This is a genomic window from Novosphingobium mangrovisedimenti (genome assembly GCF_025153475.1).
Lineage (GTDB): Bacteria > Pseudomonadota > Alphaproteobacteria > Sphingomonadales > Sphingomonadaceae > Novosphingobium > Novosphingobium mangrovi_A.
In genome coordinates this window covers 18,118-33,881 of the sequence record NZ_JANZXA010000002.1, presented here as the reverse complement: position 1 = coordinate 33,881, position 15,764 = coordinate 18,118, and the positions used below count along the sequence as shown (strand labels likewise).

The 15,764-nt window shown below is 65.1% G+C and carries 19 protein-coding genes; 17 read left to right on the top strand and 2 right to left on the bottom strand.

Translation table 11 applies throughout. The annotated features are described in order from the left end of the window. The first annotated feature begins 86 nt into the window (after positions 1-86). Both NZK81_RS03725 and NZK81_RS03720 read left to right on the top strand, forming a co-directional pair. Positions 87-1,232: a tetratricopeptide repeat protein gene (locus NZK81_RS03725; protein WP_260044026.1), complete on the top strand. Its 1,146-nt coding sequence runs from the start codon at positions 87-89 to the stop codon at positions 1,230-1,232. Next, positions 1,213-1,833 carry a thermonuclease family protein gene (locus tag NZK81_RS03720; RefSeq protein WP_260044024.1) on the top strand — a complete coding sequence of 207 codons (621 nt, stop codon included), beginning with the start codon at positions 1,213-1,215 and terminating at the stop codon, positions 1,831-1,833. The genes NZK81_RS03725 and NZK81_RS03720 overlap by 20 nt, the downstream gene beginning before the upstream one ends. Positions 1,834-1,858: 25 nt before the next feature. Here NZK81_RS03720 and NZK81_RS03715 read toward each other — a convergent pair whose 3' ends face one another. Beyond that, the gene (locus NZK81_RS03715) at positions 1,859-2,074 is read right to left on the bottom strand and encodes a helix-turn-helix transcriptional regulator (RefSeq protein ID WP_260044022.1); all 216 of its coding nucleotides are present in this window, start codon (positions 2,072-2,074) and stop codon (positions 1,859-1,861) included. Next, on the bottom strand, positions 2,067-2,546 hold the full coding sequence (locus NZK81_RS03710; protein ID WP_260044689.1) for a hypothetical protein: 480 nt from the start codon (positions 2,544-2,546) through the stop codon (positions 2,067-2,069). Before NZK81_RS03710 ends, NZK81_RS03715 begins: the two co-directional genes overlap by 8 nt. Before the next feature lie 381 nt (positions 2,547-2,927). Between NZK81_RS03710 and NZK81_RS03705 the strand changes: the two genes are divergently transcribed. The 15 genes from NZK81_RS03705 to NZK81_RS03635 are packed head-to-tail and all read left to right on the top strand — an operon-like array spanning position 2,928 to position 15,749. After that, positions 2,928-3,242 carry a hypothetical protein gene (locus NZK81_RS03705; RefSeq protein ID WP_030538241.1) on the top strand — a complete coding sequence of 105 codons (315 nt, stop codon included), beginning with the start codon at positions 2,928-2,930 and terminating at the stop codon, positions 3,240-3,242. Positions 3,243-3,276: 34 nt separating this feature from the next. After that, positions 3,277-3,564 carry a type IV conjugative transfer system protein TraL gene (gene traL, locus NZK81_RS03700; protein ID WP_260044018.1) on the top strand — a complete coding sequence of 96 codons (288 nt, stop codon included), beginning with the start codon at positions 3,277-3,279 and terminating at the stop codon, positions 3,562-3,564. A 12-nt stretch (positions 3,565-3,576) separates the two neighbouring features. Then, a complete protein-coding gene (locus NZK81_RS03695; RefSeq protein WP_030538243.1) occupies positions 3,577-4,140 on the top strand; it encodes a type IV conjugative transfer system protein TraE in 564 nt (187 codons plus the stop codon). 8 nt (positions 4,141-4,148) lie between these two features. Then, positions 4,149-4,955 (top strand): type-F conjugative transfer system secretin TraK, encoded by an 807-nt coding sequence (locus NZK81_RS03690; protein ID WP_260044012.1) that lies wholly within the window; start codon positions 4,149-4,151, stop codon positions 4,953-4,955. After that, a complete protein-coding gene (locus NZK81_RS03685; RefSeq protein ID WP_260044010.1) occupies positions 4,955-6,298 on the top strand; it encodes a TraB/VirB10 family protein in 1,344 nt (447 codons plus the stop codon). Before NZK81_RS03690 ends, NZK81_RS03685 begins: the two co-directional genes overlap by 1 nt. Then, on the top strand, positions 6,295-7,164 hold the full coding sequence (locus NZK81_RS03680; RefSeq protein WP_260044007.1) for a DsbC family protein: 870 nt from the start codon (positions 6,295-6,297) through the stop codon (positions 7,162-7,164). The genes NZK81_RS03685 and NZK81_RS03680 overlap by 4 nt, the downstream gene beginning before the upstream one ends. Then, complete coding sequence (locus NZK81_RS03675) at positions 7,164-7,787, top strand: hypothetical protein (protein WP_260044005.1); 624 nt, start codon at positions 7,164-7,166, stop codon at positions 7,785-7,787. The genes NZK81_RS03680 and NZK81_RS03675 overlap by 1 nt, the downstream gene beginning before the upstream one ends. After that, positions 7,784-10,336: a type IV secretion system protein TraC gene (gene traC / locus NZK81_RS03670; RefSeq protein ID WP_260044003.1), complete on the top strand. Its 2,553-nt coding sequence runs from the start codon at positions 7,784-7,786 to the stop codon at positions 10,334-10,336. The genes NZK81_RS03675 and traC overlap by 4 nt, the downstream gene beginning before the upstream one ends. Then, positions 10,336-10,722 (top strand): hypothetical protein, encoded by a 387-nt coding sequence (locus NZK81_RS03665; RefSeq protein WP_260044000.1) that lies wholly within the window; start codon positions 10,336-10,338, stop codon positions 10,720-10,722. Before traC ends, NZK81_RS03665 begins: the two co-directional genes overlap by 1 nt. Next, the gene (locus NZK81_RS03660; RefSeq protein WP_260043998.1) at positions 10,715-11,101 is read left to right on the top strand and encodes a type-F conjugative transfer system protein TrbI; all 387 of its coding nucleotides are present in this window, start codon (positions 10,715-10,717) and stop codon (positions 11,099-11,101) included. The genes NZK81_RS03665 and NZK81_RS03660 overlap by 8 nt, the downstream gene beginning before the upstream one ends. Beyond that, on the top strand, positions 11,098-11,619 hold the full coding sequence (locus NZK81_RS03655; RefSeq protein ID WP_260043996.1) for a S26 family signal peptidase: 522 nt from the start codon (positions 11,098-11,100) through the stop codon (positions 11,617-11,619). Before NZK81_RS03660 ends, NZK81_RS03655 begins: the two co-directional genes overlap by 4 nt. Beyond that, entirely contained in the window at positions 11,616-12,245 is a 630-nt protein-coding gene (gene traW, locus NZK81_RS03650) for a type-F conjugative transfer system protein TraW (protein WP_260043994.1), read from the top strand. Before NZK81_RS03655 ends, traW begins: the two co-directional genes overlap by 4 nt. After that, positions 12,242-13,255, top strand: a complete 1,014-nt coding sequence (gene traU, locus NZK81_RS03645; RefSeq protein WP_260043992.1) for a conjugal transfer pilus assembly protein TraU — start codon at positions 12,242-12,244, stop codon at positions 13,253-13,255. Before traW ends, traU begins: the two co-directional genes overlap by 4 nt. Further along, a complete protein-coding gene (locus tag NZK81_RS03640) occupies positions 13,252-14,007 on the top strand; it encodes a type-F conjugative transfer system pilin assembly protein TrbC (RefSeq protein WP_260043990.1) in 756 nt (251 codons plus the stop codon). Before traU ends, NZK81_RS03640 begins: the two co-directional genes overlap by 4 nt. Continuing rightward, positions 14,004-15,749, top strand: a complete 1,746-nt coding sequence (locus NZK81_RS03635) for a conjugal transfer protein TraN (protein ID WP_260043987.1) — start codon at positions 14,004-14,006, stop codon at positions 15,747-15,749. The genes NZK81_RS03640 and NZK81_RS03635 overlap by 4 nt, the downstream gene beginning before the upstream one ends. Positions 15,750-15,764: the final 15 nt, after the last annotated feature.

Sequence of the window (15,764 nt, the reverse complement as noted above, 5' to 3'; positions counted from 1 at the left end):
AAGGCCAGCGTGCCACATAGAAATTCGCACGATATCGGAATTGAAGATATCCTCGGCGCGCAGGACCACGAACGTAAAATAGGGCCATGACACGATCTCTGCACGCCGACCTAGCTGAACGCTATTTTCTTGAGGACCTCCCCGGCGCCGCCCAACTGGGCGCCCGGTTGAACGGGATTCTCTTGAAGATTGATGCAGGCGAGCCGGTGACCGCGCTACAGCGGCAGTTTCTCGTCACGACTGGCCTGCGTGCGCTCGATGCCTTGGCGGAAGGCCAGGCAACGCTGGAGGAGTTTCAAGCCGCAGCCCAGCGAGAGCAGGCAGCGCGCATTGAAGATGCTTCGGTCAAGGCCCTGAAGGATGCGGCAGAACTGGCAGAACGCGCTGAGGCCAGAGCCGCTGCAGTCAAGGCGACTTTTGCCGCCATGGCGAACGATCCGGCACTCCGTCGAAAGCGAGAGGCCAAAGAACTGCGACAGCGCTTCGGCGTGGGATATATCGAAAGCGACGATTATCCGCGTGTGATGGCGCTTCTCAGGCAAGTCGCCAACGGGCAACGCCTCAAAGTCGATGACCTCGCATGGCTCAAGACCGAGGCCGATTACTGCTGGACCGACGAGCTGCAGAGAGCCTGGCATGCATTGGAAGCAGCCGCGCTGACCAAAGCATGGGAAAGCAGCGGTGATCCTTGGAATGCCGTGAATGCGAGCGGGCATTGGCGTAAGGCTGGTGAACCGGAGCGAGCTTTGCGTCTGACCGAGGCGGCCTTGGCAAAGGTCGGGTCAAATCCCAAACTCAGGTCGGCCTTGGCGACAACGCGCGGCGGAGCAATGCGTGACCTGCGCCGCCTCGACGAGGCTAAGACACTGGCAAGCGAAGCGCATGAACTGACCTCAAGCGACTATAGACCATGCACGTTGTTGGGCGCAGTCTACATCGAGCTTGGGGACCTCCCGACAGGGCACGAATGGTACGCAAAGGCCGAGAGCCTTGGAGCGCCGCGCCAAGCGATCGACCATGAATTGCGAGGGCTGCTGATGCGCTCTTCCAATCAGGAACAGCAGCGCATTCGTGAATATCTGCTTCGCCAGGATCCCGAGCGCTTTGCTTGGCTCCGGCGTTGGCCCGGCAACGGTCAATCGTCTGCCCATTCGAAGTCCGCGCAAACGATGAGCAGAAAGTATCGCACCGCATTCGTCGAGGCAGGTAGGCATGATCATAGTTCCAGATGATCCAGGCCCTGCAGGTCCCGACGGCGTATTGAAGGCGGCTGTCCGAAAGGTATTCGACGGCGACGGCTTCTTGGCAAACGTCTGGCATCCCTATCGCCAGGCTTGGGTCGAGCGCGTCCCCTTCCGCTTTGCGTTCATCGACGCGCCCGAAATGGAGCAACCGTTCGGTCCGGAATCCAAGGAATTCTTGGTCGGCCTCATCGCGGGTAAGGAACTTCGCCTCGACCCGGTCGGCAAAGAGTCGACTGGCTATCTGCCCATCGACCCGTACAGACGGGTTCTGTGCATGGCGTTCCTGACCGAGCAAATGGACGTTGGCACCGTCAAATATTATCACGAAGGCAAACTTGGCGGCGGCGCGGTGAAGCGGGCGCGCCCTGTCTCGCGCAACATTGAACTCGAGATGATCGTGAACGGGTGGGCTTGGGTGACCGAGCAATATGCGTTTGATCGCGAAGTAGAATACTTCGAGGCGCAAGACGATGCCCGGCGGGATCGGCGGGGCCTGTGGGCAATGGACAATCCGGAGCCGCCCTGGACCTTCAAGCGCCGTCAGAAACGTCGGAGCAAGGCAGCGGAGGGACAGGGCCGACTGATCTGAATCGAGATCGCCGAATTTTCCGCGCTCATCCTAATCTGGCGGAGATCCAGAGCTGAATGTCGTCTTCTGCCCACGCGACGGCATATCCACCCAGCTGAACCGGTTTCGGGAACTTCCCTTCGGCCATCCACCGGTAGATTGTGGATCGACCGAGGCCAACACGGTGCTGGACCTCTTTCAGCCGGATCAGGCGGGTGATCCTGCGTTGCTCGGGAGACGGCGACGGTCCTGTTTCAGCCATGGCGCCCTCCAAAGCTCGCGCTGCCTTCGCCCAGCAGGGCATCCTTGCGTTCGAGCTCGTCAATATGATCAGCCAGAAGCCGCGCAACGCGGTGAGCCGTTCCCTTGGCCCAACGGGGCTTCACGTCATGCACCTGGTTGCCGAGAACCCGCTCAAGGGCGGACGGTAGCTCACCAACGAGCTCTTCGAAGAAACGGGCGATGTCGGTCTGAAGCCAGCGCGTCGCCTGGTCGCCGCCGGCTCCCAAGAACAGCAGCAGGTGCGCATGCGGCGCCATGCCCGATGAGGCCAGGATACGCAGCGCTTCCCCGAGGCTCGGGCTTCGATCGCCGCACAGCGTCCGGCGTAGCGCATCTTTATGCAGGTCTGCCTCACGCGCGATTTCGCAGCGGTTGCGACCGCTCCGTTCGACCGCGGTGTACAGAAGGTGCGCGAGGTCGCGTCGGGTCTGGCTTTCACCAAGTACGCCCATGTCGATCACTGGTGTTTCTCCTTTGACTGGAATGATCGACTCACCGGGTAAGCGAAGAGGAAAGGTGTAGGAAAACGAAAAGAACATAAATGGAACATAGAGGAAGACGCGAATCGGACGCCTCCTGCGATTCGCGCAGAAATCAGCCGCTTCGGCGCAGATTCCGTCTCGGCTATCGCGATCTTCGGTTTGAATGGCGCTCGAAGAGATCGAGGCAGCGCGATTGCCGGCTCGCGCGCCCCTAGATGTCGCTTTTTGCTTGGTCGGCAGGGCCCAGACGACAGTCGCTATTTCCTACAGGGGCATCGAGGGATCACGAAGAACAGACAGCGAACGGGTCGACCGCTTGCTGCTCCTTCAATCCTCGAAAGGCCTTGCCTCATGAATACCCCTCTCCAGCTTGCCCGGCGCACCCAGCTCAAGGACTACATCCTGCCCGCACTGGTTGCCCTCGCCGGTGCCGGCGCGGCCTATGCCGGCGCCGACACCACCTTCGATCCCGCTCTCGTCAAATTCACCGATTTTCTCGAGGGCTCGGGCGGTAAGATCATCACCGTTCTCAGCCTCGCGGGCGGCCTCATCGGCCTCGCTTCGGGTCGCTTTACGCTCGGTCAGATTGCCGTCCCGGTAGGCGTCGGCATCGGCGTCGGCACCGGCGTGCCGATCGTCACCTCGGTCGTGACCGCGGTCATCTGAACAGCGGATCCGGTCACGGCGGGAGGGCGGCAACATGGCCGACAAGTACCTCGTTCCCCAACGGCTCGACGATCCGGAGCTCATCGGCTTCTGGACCATCGACGAGTTCGCGGGGCTGTTGATCCCCTTTGCTTGGGGGATCCTGGCGCAGCACATCTTCATCGGGATCGCACTGTCCTTTGCGGCCTGGTTCGTCTTGCGGAAGGCGAAATCCGGAAACGCGGGCTCGGCGCTGGTGCATGCTGCCTACTGGTACATGCCCGGGGGTTTCCTCGGGCTGAAGGCCACGCCGCCCTCCCATTGTCGCCTCCTGGCCGGCTGAGGGAGACAAGAGATGCGCGCGGAATTCGCATACGAAGAGGCCCAGAAATACCTGCGCCAGCGCAACTGGCTGGCTCTGGTCGCCGGCGGCCTGGCCGTCACCACGCTGTTCGGCGTGGGCGCAGCGGCAACCCGCGACCGGGAAGTCGTTCTGGTCCCGGTGACCAGCGAACGGCTCTCGCTCTCCAGCGCCGGACCGGATGCGCATTACCTCGAGCTCGTCACCCGCGACACTGCGCTGATGCTGCTCAACCGAAGCCCACAAGGCCTCGACTACTGGATGGCCGAGATCCTGAAGCTCGCCGATCCGGCTGCCCACGGCCGCCTCAAGGCCGAGCTCGTCAAGATCGTCGACGAGCAGCGCGGCTCGGACATCTCCCAGGCCTTCGTCATCCGCAAGATGGAGGTCGACCCGGCCGCCCTCACTTCGACCGTCACCGGCACGCTCAAGACCTTCGTCGGCGCGCAGGTGATCGCCAGCAACGATCGCAGCTTCCGGTTCCGCTGGAGCCGGCATGGCCTCGCCCTCGGGCTCGTCGGCTTCGAGCAGCTGCAAGACCAAAGCCAGAAGGACTGAAGACGGACATGAGCTCTCTTACCCCAACGACCGCACTTGGTGCCGGTCTCGCCTGTTTCGGATGGGGCGTCACACGCCGTGTCGACACCGGTTTTAAGGCGCTGGGCGCCGCCCTGTGCGCCTTCGCGTTCAGCGCGTCTCCGGCCTTCGCCGACCAGTTCGTCGAAGCGGCCGACAACGCCAAGATCGACTGCGTGCTCTCGCGCGGCGAACTGACCCGCATTGCGCTCATCGACGATGGCTTTGCCAACGTCTCGAAAATCGCCAGCGCCTATCCCTACAACGATTTCACGGTGACCCATGAGCCGGTCCGCGGCGACATTTACATTTCGGTGCCGCCGCAGTTTGCCGCCGACCGGGTCAGCTTCTTCGCCACGAGCAAGGCGGGCTACGTCTACAAGTTCGCGTGCCGAACGGCCGCCCAGGAGGCGAGCCAGATCTTCGTCACCAACCCGGCGCTGAAGACCCATGACGCCGAAGACTGGGAGCAGGCGGCAGGTCCCGATGAGGCCGCGATCCGCCTGATCGAAGCAATGGCGGGGGATGCGGTGCTCCCCGGCTTTACGGCCCGCGCCGAACTTGGGCTCCCCCGCAAGACTGGCGGGATCGAGGTCCAGCTGGTCGCGGAATATTCCGGCGCCGAACTCGTCGGTCAGCGCCTTGTCCTGCGCAACCTCGGCAAGGAGCTGCTCGACCTCGCAGCCGACCGCGAGGGTCCGGCCGGAACAATCGCCTTTGCCTATGGCCGCGATGCGCTGCGTCCCGGCGAGACGACCAGCGCCTTCCTTGTCTTCCGCAAGGGAGGGCTCGAGTAATGGCACACGAAACCGAACGATCGGGCGGAGAGCCTGCCTCCGACAACGGCCAGGTGGCCGCCACTCCGGAAAGCCGGCGCGAAGTCGGACGCCGTAACCTCAATCGCCAGATCGCTCAGCGCCAGAAGGCTCTGCTCATTGGTGTCGGCGCTCTTACCCTCGTCGGTGGCGCGACGTTCCTGTTCAGTGGTGACAACGGCAAAGGCACGGGTGCTTCCGGTGAGGCGGTAACGATCGACACCGGCGGGCTCGTCAACCGCAACCTGTCCGAACGCGAGTTCGTCGCGACCTACGGCAACCGGGCCGATGCCCAGGACCGAGAGATCAAGGCGCTCAAGGAAGGCCAGGTCTCGCGTCCCGAGCTCGAGCAGCAGCTCGCCGCGCTCAAGACCGAAAATGCGCAGATGCGCACCGACGGTCAGCACGCGATCGATGCGATCTCGGCAGAGAACGCGGCCTTGAAGGCGCAGCTCGACCAGGCCTCGCGCGCGCCGGCTGCACCGGTCATGCCGCCGCCTGCCTATGGTCCTGGTGTCACTCCGGGTGCTGGCACCCCGGCACCAGGGTCAAACCGGCAAGGTGCCGAGGGCCCGACAGCCGACGCCAAGGTCAGCCTGATGAGCTTCGAGACCGGCGGTGCCGGACCCAAGAAGCCTGCCGGCGAAACCGCGGCCCCGCAGCTCCTCTTACAGGACAGCCCCGATTACCTGCCGCCCAACAGCTATGCGCCGGCGCGGGTCATTGTCGGTGTCGATGCCTCGACCGGCGTTGCCAGCCAGACCGATCCGCTCCCGGTGGTGCTGCGGATCACCGGCCCGGCACGCTCGGTCATGCGGCACGGCAAGGTGCTGACGACCGACATCACCGGCTGCCTCGTCAACGGCGCGGCCCGCGGGGATCTCAGCAGCGAGAAAGTCTATGTGAAGCTTGCGCGCATGACCTGTGCGCAGCCGGGCGGCCGCTATGCGGTGAGCGAGGTCAAAGGCTTCATCAGCTTTGCCGGCAAGTCGGGCGTGCGTGGCCGTGTCGTCAGCCGCGAAGGTAGCCTGGTTGGCCAGGCCCTCCTTGCCGGGATCGTCGGCGGCTTCGGCCGGGGTTTTTCCGCCAATGCCAATGGCATCTTCACCGGCCAGATCGGCGCCGATGGTAAGCGCCAAGCGCTCTCGCCGACCGACATTGTCACAGGCGGCATCGGCCAGGGCGCCGGCGAAGCCGCCGACACGGTGAGCAAGTACCTCATCGAACGCGCCGAACAATACCAACCCGTCGTCGAGATGCCGACCGGCATCGAGGTCGAGATCGTCTTTCTCGACGGCGTTCATGTCAGGAGCAACACGAAATGAATTACACGGATTTCCGGCCGGGCTTCAAAGCCCGCGCCGCGACGGCAGCGCTTGCCGTCACCACGGCCTTCGCCGTCGTCAGCCTCGGTCTCGCGGCGGTGACCTCCGCGCCGGCACAGGCGAGCGACACCTCGAGCGCGGTGCGCGCCGCGCTCAAGGCGCGCCTTCCCAAGACGCCGATCGACGCGCTCACCTGCGAGGGCTTCGGCGGACTGTGCGAAGTCGTGTCGGGGAGCACGCTGTTCTACGTCGATGAGAGTGCCCGATACCTCCTGGTCGGCCGGCTCTACGACATGGAGACGCGCCGTGATGTGACGGCAGCGCGCCTGCTCGAGCTCAACCCTGACCTCATTGCTGCCGGCGCTGCGCGCGCGGGCGGCGACAGCAAGGGGCAGGAAGACGAGCCGGCGAACGCGCCTCCGGCCAAGGTCGATCTCGCCAAGCTGCCCGCCGATGGCGCTGTGCGCTGGGGCAATCCGGCAGGCCCCAAAGTCGTAGTCTTTTCGGACTTCCACTGCGGCTACTGCCAGCGCCTGACCGGCGAGCTCGCCAAGGCGGGCGTCCAGGTCGAGGAACGGCCGATCTCGATCTTCGGAGCCAAGAGTCGCGCGCTCTCCGAGGCTGTTCTCTGCGCGCTCGATCCGGCCGCCGCACTTCACGCCGCCTATGCCGGAGAGGCGCCACAAGCGCGACCTGGCTGCAAGCCCAAGGGCCTCGATGCGAACGAGGCATTCGCCAAGGCGAATGGCTTCAACGGCACGCCGGTGCTGGTGCGAGCGAGCGACGGCGCGGTTCTGCAGGGCTATCGACCGGCAAGCGAGATCCGCCGCTTCCTTGGCCTTACCCCGAGCAAGGGAGGCCAGTGATGCGCAAGCCCAACAGACTTTCCCTCGCGCCCCTGCGATTTGCGGCGCTCGCCGCCCTCGCTGTCGCGACCAGCGGCTGCGCGGTGCTCGGCGGCAACGTCAAGGGGAGCTTCTCGTGCCGCGCGCCGGAGGGCAATTGCGCGCCAACCTCGGTGATCGATGAAGCAGCCACCCAGGCATCCGGCAAAGCGCCCGAAGCAACCAGCCGTCCCTCGGCACGCGTCCTGCCGCAGATATCAGAGGGACGGCTGCGCGTCGTTCTGGCGGCCTATCGCGACGACAATGGACGCACGCATGAAGCGCGGGTCGTCGAGGTCCCACTGCCGACGAGCGCAGCGAGCCAGTTTCAGGATCCGGCGAGCCGCCGCGAAGTCGCTCGGGCACTCGCCCGTGCGGTGAGTGCTGCGCGCCGTCCCGAGAGCGCGGCAGAGCCGCCGCGCCCGATCGGTCCCCCGGCCGATCTGCCTGCCGATCCTACCACCACCGCCTTGCCGGACGTGCTCACTGCCCCCTTGCAGCACGCGCCGGCCGGGGGACCTGGGACTGCCTCCCTCCCGGCCCGGGTCCCCCACCCTGATGCGCAAATGGAGGAGCCCGCTCCTCAGGAAGGTCAAAAGCCATGACTCTCTCGCTTGCCAGGGCGCGCGACGCGCTGATGGGCTCGCTGTTCGCGGACACGGCCTCGGCCGAAAAGCCGCGCACGAGCTTCGGCCTCGATATGCTCTCGGACTGGCTCCCTTACCGGGTCTTCGACGAGAGCGCCGGGCTTTACCGCAATGCCCGCTCCAAGGGTTTCATCCTCGAGGTGACTCCGCTCATCGGCGCCGATGAGCGCACCGGCGAAATCCTGGGCCAGTTCTTCTCCGAAGGGCTACCCCAGGGAGCCTGCCTGCAGGTGCTCAATTTTGCGAGCCCGCGCATCGGGCAGGTCGTTTCGCCGTGGTTCGCCCCCCGCTACGAACAGGGCGGGATCTACGAGGCGATCGCGCGCGAACGGATTGCCCGGTTCTACGATCTCGTCTGGGAGAGCGGTTCGGCGCATGCGCCCTTCCATGTCCGCAGCAGCCGTCTGATCGTCTCCTTGGGCGTGCCCGAAAGTGCCAGCGTCACCGATGCCGAACTCGCCGAATGCCGCGAAGGGCTCCTGGGGCTTATCCATTCGCTGGGCCTCGAAGCCCATGCGCTGCGGCCTTCGGCGCTGATCGGACTGATCGATGAGCTGACGTCGCCGACCACGGCCCGCGAACCCGAGCGCGAAAGCTGGAATCCGCTCGAGCAGATCGACGTCCAGGCGATCCGCAGCGACATCGAGCTCGAGGTCGAGGACGACCGCATGGTGCTGCGAACCGAGCGGTTCCGCGAGATCGGCCGCGACCGCGCTGGCCATCCCGAAGTCGGGGAATGCCTGCCCGACAGCTTCGATCTGCGCCATTTTGCCGTGCGCGCGTTCCCCGAACGCTGGGCGCCCTGGGAATGCGCGCGCCTCATCGGCGACATGTTCACCGACAAGCTGCGGTTTCCCTGTCCGACCGCAACAATGCTGTGTCTGGTCTATCCCGACCAGGAAGCGGCCTCGGCACGCGCGGGCTACAAGTTCATGCGCACCACGAGCCTCAGCCAGACCAAAAGCGCACGTTTTTTGCCCAAGCTTGCCGACCAGTCGGCCGAGTGGCGGCATGTCCAGAACGAGCTGCAGGCCGGCAAGAAGCTGGTGAAGCTGTTCTACGGGCTCACGAGCTATTCGCCGCTCGGCCAAGGCGATGCGCACGAGCGGGTGATCAAGGCGATCTTCAAGGCGGCGGGCTGGGATCTCGCCGACGAACGCTTTCTCCAGCTCCAGGGCCTGGTCGCGGCCTTCCCCTTGAGCCTCGCCGATGGGCTGGCGGACGACATGCTTCGGCTGAAGCGCATGCGCACGATGCTTTCGACCACGGCGGCCAATATCGCGCCGATGCAGGGTGAATATCTTGGCCGCGCAGTTCCGCATCTCCTGCTTGTCGGTCGCCGCGGTCAGCCTTTCTGGTGGTCGCCCTTCGAGAACGGGGCGGGCAACCACAACATCGCCATCTGCGGCAAATCGGGGTCGGGCAAGTCGGTCCTGCTCCAGGAGCTTTGCGCGGCCCTGCGCGGCGCGGGCGCCAAGGTCGTCGTGATCGACGATGGCCGCTCGTTCGAGCACTCGGTCAAGCTTCAGGGCGGCCGCTTCGTGGAGTTTACGCTGGCAGCGGGCTTCTCGCTCAACCCTTTCTCGATGGTCGACGATGCCCGGGCGGCGAGCGATGAGGACTACCGGCTCGACTGTTTTGCTATGATCAAGGCGATCATCGGCCAGATGGCGCGGCACGATGACAAGCCGAGCGATACCGAGCGCGGCCTCATCGACCGGGCGGTGACGACAGTCTGGGACACGCTCGGCAGCGGTGGCAGTATCGACGATATTGCGGCCGCCCTCGGCGCGGGCGGCGGCGAGCTTGGGGCTAACCTCGCGACCGCCATCGCGCCCTATTGCCGGGGCGGCAGCTACGGCGGGTTCTTTTCAGGGCAGGCCAGCTTCGCGCTCGACGTTGATTTCACGGTCTTCGAGATGAGCGACCTTGCGAGCCGGGAGGAGCTCAGAAGCGTCGTCCTCTCGGCGATCATGTTCATGACCGGCCAGGCCATGACGCGCACGTCGCGAGCAACGCGCAAGCTGCTGCTGATCGACGAGGCCTGGTCGATGCTACGGGGCGGCTCGATGGGCGAGTTCGTCGAGACCTATGCCCGCACTGCGCGCAAATATGGCGGCGCGCTCGCGACCGCCACCCAGTCGCTCAACGACTACTACAAGTCGGACGGCGCCCGCGCCGCACTCGAGAACAGCGACTGGATGCTGATCCTCCAGCAGAAGGCCGAGACGATTGCCGATTTCCGGCAAAGCGCCCGGCTCGACATGGACGATCGTACCGAGACCCTGATCCGGTCCCTGAAGCGCTCGGGCGCGGAATATTCCGAGATCTTCATCAAAGGCCCGGAGACCGAAGCGATTGGCCGTCTGGTCCTTGATCCGCTCTCGGCGACCATTTTCTCGTCCGACCCTGACACCTACGCCGCGATCCAGGCGCTCGAGGCCCGCGGCATGCCGCTCGCCGATGCGATCCGCAAGGTGGCGGGTTTGCCGCTGGGAGAGCGCTGATGGCCTTTCACCAGACGCCCTTCGACCACATCGGCGTGTGGTCGCCGCCGCAGCGCTTGCTACCGTTTCTGCAGGGGACATGCTTTGTCCTCATCGAGGCCTCGCGTTTTGCCGTCTCGAGCCTGCTGATCGTGCTCGGACTGCCGCTCTTTGCTTTCTTGTTCCTTGCGGGCTGGGACCTGGGGCTCCTGTTCACGCAGCTCGCCAACCTTGCCGACCATTACCGCGAAGCGAGCGCGATCCGGCGGATCGCGTTTTCGCAGGATCTCCAGGGCGTGTTCCTCGCGACCTCGCTCGGCGTGCTGCTGGCACGCGCACCGCGGTTCTTGAAGCGCCTCGAAACCGCGCTCGCTCCGGCAGATCCCCGGGAGACCGACAATGGCTGACACGACCCTATTACAATCTTTTAATCGCACGCTGGCGATCCGTCTGGGCGCGGTTCTCCTCGCGGTCTGCCTCCTTCTGTGGGGCGCGTGGGTCAGCCGCGAAGTGGCGCGTCCCCGCGAGCAGCTCGTCACCGTGCGCCTGTCTGAAACGATTGCGCGCTTCGTCGATGCCGAAGCGCGCAGCGGCAAGGCGCCCGAGGACGGGCAGGCAAGGACGCTGGCTTACCTCCAGGCCGCCGAGGCCGCGGTTCGCGAAATGGGCCGCAATGGCCGGGTGGTTCTGGTCGCCGAAGCGGTGCTGGCCGGCGATGTCCCCGATGCCACGGCTGAACTCGAGCAGCGCGTTGCCGCCAAGCTTGGCCGGGAGAAGCGGCCATGACGGATCTTGTCGCCCGCACGCTGCGCCGGGTCCGGCGTCCGCTGCTCCTCACCGGGATTGTCGCCTTGCCGTTTGCCTGGGCGCCGATTGCCGCTTTCGGCGAGGACCATGCGTTTCTCATCAATTCGAGCCCGAGCCTGCCCAACTGGGCCTTCTGGCTCGACAAGTCGGCCCCGATCGCACGCGGCAGCCTGATCTTCTTCGAGCCGCCAGCCTCGCCGCTGCTGGAGAGGCATTTCGGGAAAGGTCCGCATCTTTTCGGCAAGCGCGTCCTTGGCCTGCCGGGCGATATGGTGAGCCACGAGGGCACCGAGGTCCTGGTCAACGGACGCAAGGTCGGCGCGCGCCTGGCGAAAACCCGGCTCGGGCTCAAGCTAAGCCCCGGACCCGAAGGCGTCATTCCGCGTGGTTGCTACTACGTCGGCAGCGACCACCCGCGCGGCTTCGACAGCCGCTATGCCGAAGTGGGCTTCGCCTGCCGCGGCCACATCCTCGGCAGCGGGAGGGCGATCCTGTGAGGCGCGCGCTTCTCCTTCCGTTCTGCCTTGCATGCGTTCCTGCGGCCGAGGCTCGTGACTATGGCCAGCAAGGCGCGGTCTTCCCGGTGATCGAGCGCGATCTCCTCGAGCAGATCCATGCGCGGCTGACCGCCATGGAAAAGTCGGGCGAGACCGAGCGGCTCAACCAGGAACTACAGCAGCGCACGGCGGCCCGGGTCAATCGGCCTGAGCCGGTCGCCGGACTTATCCGCGCGAGCGCGGCCCGCCGCTGGAACTTTGATCCGACGATCACGCTCGAGACCGATATTCGGGGCGCCAAGGGCGAGCTCATTCATGCCCGCGGCACGCGAGTGAACCCACTCGATAGCGTGCCGCTGCGCGCCGAGCTCCTGTTCTTCGACGGCGATGATCCCGAGCAGCTCGCCTGGGCGCTGAGCCAGTCCAGGGCTGCGAAGCTCATCCTCACCAAAGGCGCGCCGCTCGAGCTGATGAAGGCACGGCAGCGGCGCTTTTACTTCGACCAGGGCGGCAAACTCATCCGCCACTTCGGGATCGGGGCGGTGCCGGCACGGGTGCGCCAGCAAGGCCGCGCGCTCGAAGTTAGCGAGATCGTCCTTCCACCCCGTCAAGGAGCCCGCCCATGACACATCTTCGTCGTCTGGTAGCGGCTGCGCTCGGAGCGCTGGGCCTGATGCTGGCCAGTCCAGCCAGTGCAGATGCAGGGCCCGGCCGCTGCACCGGCAGCTTCGTCAACCCGATCACCGACATCTGCTGGTCCTGCCTGTTTCCGATCTCAGTCGGGGCCCTCAAGATCTGGCCGTCGAGCCGTCCCGATCCTTCCAACCCGACCCTGCCGCTGTGCCTATGCGGTTTGCGGCCCGGCATCGCCATGGGCTTCTGGGAGCCGGTTCGGCTTGCCGACGTCAGCATGAAGCCCTGGTGCTTCGTCAACCTGGGCGGGATGAAGCTCGATCCCGGCTTCGATATCGGGTTTCGCTCGATCAAGGGTCCGTCGGCGATCGGCGGGGCCAGCCAGAACTACTCGAGCTGGCACGTTCATTGGTATGCCTATCCGCTGATCTATTGGATGGAGATCGTCACCGATTTCCTGTGCCTGGAATCGGGCTCGATCGACATTCTCTACATCTCCGAGATCGATCCGCTCTGGCAGGACAGCGAACTTACCGCGATCATCAATCCCGAAGCGGTCCTGTTCGCCAATCCGCTTGCGCTCGCCGCCTGCGCTGCCGATTGCGTGTCCTCGACGGTCCACCTGCCGGTCGACGAGATGTTCTGGTGCGCGGGCTGCCAGGGCTCGATGTACCCGATGAACGGCAATGTCTCGGCCTCGATCGGGCACGTCCAGGCTTCGCGGCTCGTGCTCTCGCGCTTCGCCTACAAGCTCCACCGCGAGCTCGTCGCCTGGGGCACGATGGGCAGCAAGGGGCTCTGCGGCAAGTACCTGATGCCGGTGATGCGCAAGCAGCAATACCGCTTCCAGGCCACCAATCCGAACCCGGCGACCAAGGGGCGCTATGCCTGCCCCCCGATCGGCGCCGCCACCACCTTTCAATCGGCTGGACAGGTCATCCCCGCGATCGGCGAGGACATGGGCTACCTCGTCTGGCGCAAGCGGAACTGCTGCGCGCTATGAACCGGAAACTTCTCCTCATCCCGCTGGGACTGGCTCTCCCTCTCGCAGGTCTCGCGCTCGCCCAGAGTGCACCCGACGGCATCGATCTCGACGCCATTCGTGCCCGCTCGGCCGAGCATGCCGAGGACGCGGCCGCCCTGGCAGCGACGGTCCGCGAGCGAGCCGAAGCGGTGCACGATGACGCACTCCAAACCCAGGACCAGGCCCAATCCGCCGGCGCGCGCTATGCCGACAACCTGCCACCGACGTCGAAAAGCACGGACGTCTTCGATTTCGATGCGATGGTTCGCGAGCGGGCTGAGGCGGAAAAAGCGCCGCTTGGCGAGAGCCCGCGCTTCATCGCCTTTGCCAGCCTGTCGATGCCGCCCGAGGCCTTGAAGGCATTGGTGCGCGACATGGGCCGCGCCGGCGGCGTGACCGTGCTGCGGGGCTTTCCATCCGGCGATTCCGCGCGGTTCAAGGCGCTCCTGACCGAGATCTGGCAAGGCGAGGATGCCCCGCAGGCGCTCGGGATCGACCCGCGCCTGTTCCGCGCCTTCCACATCGAGGCAGCGCCGAGCTTTGTCATGGTGGGGAGCGACTTCGCTCCTTGCGATGGCTTTGATTGCCAGGACGTCCCGCCGCCTCACGACCGGATGACCGGCAATGTGACGGTCGGGCAGGTCCTCGAAACATTCAAGGACGGTGCCGGCCCCGGCGCCGCGCTGGCGCGCCTTCATCTGGCCCGCCTTGAGGAAGGAGAGGATCGATGAGAAAGATCCTGACGCTGCTCTGCGCCGGGCTCCTATGCGCAGGCACAGCGCAATCTGCCACAGCCCAATCCAGTTCAGGGCAGACGACCGCGGACACGAAGGCCGACGGAAAGGCGTTCGGCAATTCTGTGATCGACCAGGTGAAGAGTGCGGCGACCACATCGCCCGATGCCTCGCGCGTGCCCGGCTTCAATCCCGCCGCAACGCAAAGCCTCGAGGATCTGGCTGACAATCCGGACCGGATCGAGGGCGCGGCGCGCAGCGCAGCCACCAACAACACTGCCGTCCGCACGATCGAGGATTCGATGAACAATCGGGCGCGCTTCTCGCCCCAGGAGATCAAGAGCATTCTCGCGCGCTCAGGCGAGATCAGCGAGACCCCACTCGATTACACCAGCGGCATGTCGGTGTCCGGCTCGAAGGGCAATTGCGTTCCGCTGCCGCCGGGCACCGGCTCGGTCGGGACTTACATGGCGACCTGCAACACCGGCTATACGGCCGAGCAGAAGTCCGCATCCTGTCCGATCACGCTCGAGGCCAGCGCAACCCCGCGACAAATCTATGGCTATTATTGCGTGGGCGGCAGCGGGGTCGATCCCGCCAGCATCTACGCCTGCAACCACTATCCAGCGCCGCAGTGCACGGTCACCCAGTCCTGGCCAATCAACCTCTGCGATCCCTATTTCGGGATCTACTGGGGCTGCTCTTACGGCGATCTGCACGTCGATCTGGTGAGCTGCACCGCGCCGGTCGATGGCGCGACTCCCTACACCATGACCACCGAAACCGTGGTGACGACCCAGCGCAACGAGAGCCAGTGCTCAGGCCTTGTGGGTGATAGCAATTGCTCGCAGGACAGCGAGGTCTGCACCGACAGCGATCCCGTCACCCGGATCGTCGACGGAGTGTCGGTGACCCAGCCTTGCTGGGCCTGGCAGCGCAATTACACCTGCTCGGCCAGGATCGCCGGCAATGATTGCAGCGAGCTCGAGGCCAACGGCAGCTGCCGCTTCGTGCGCGAGGATTGCCTGACGGGCGACAGCCCCTGCTCGACCGCCGAGCGCGTCTACGAGTGCCCGGTGCCGCCGAGCGAGACTTCGGGCCAGCAATATGTCTGCGACGGCGACGTCTACTGCATCGACGGATCGTGCGAGACCATCACCCGTGAGGCCAACGACGAATTCAAGGACGCGGTCGTCGCCTTGAACGCGATGGACCAGGCGCGGCGCGAATTCGATCCCGAAACCATGACCCTGTTCAAGGGCGAGCGGGAGACCTGCTCGTCCAAGGTCTTCGGCGTGCTCAACTGCTGCAAGGGCAAGGGCTTCCCGCTCATCCCGGGGGTGCAGCTCCTGGTTGCGCTGGGCTGCAGCCGCGAGGAAATCCTCCTCCACGAGCGCGATGCGCAAGGCCTGTGCGCTTATGTCGGGACCTATTGCTCCTCGAGCTTCCTCGGGGTCTGCCTGACCAAGAAGAAGGTCTACTGCTGCTTTGAATCCAAGCTGACCCGCATCCTGCAGGAACAGGGCCGCGCGCAGCTTCCCAAGCCCTGGGCCAAGCCCAAGTCCGAGCAGTGCTTGGGCTTCACGCTCGACGAGTTCGCCCGGCTTGACCTCTCCCGCATGGATTTCTCGGAAGTCTACGCCGAGTTCACCGATGCGGCGCGGCTCCCCGACGAGCTGCAGACCTCCGAACTGATCCAGCAGAAAATCCGCGACTATTACGAAAGGAGCAACCCGTGAGCGCGCTTCGTACCT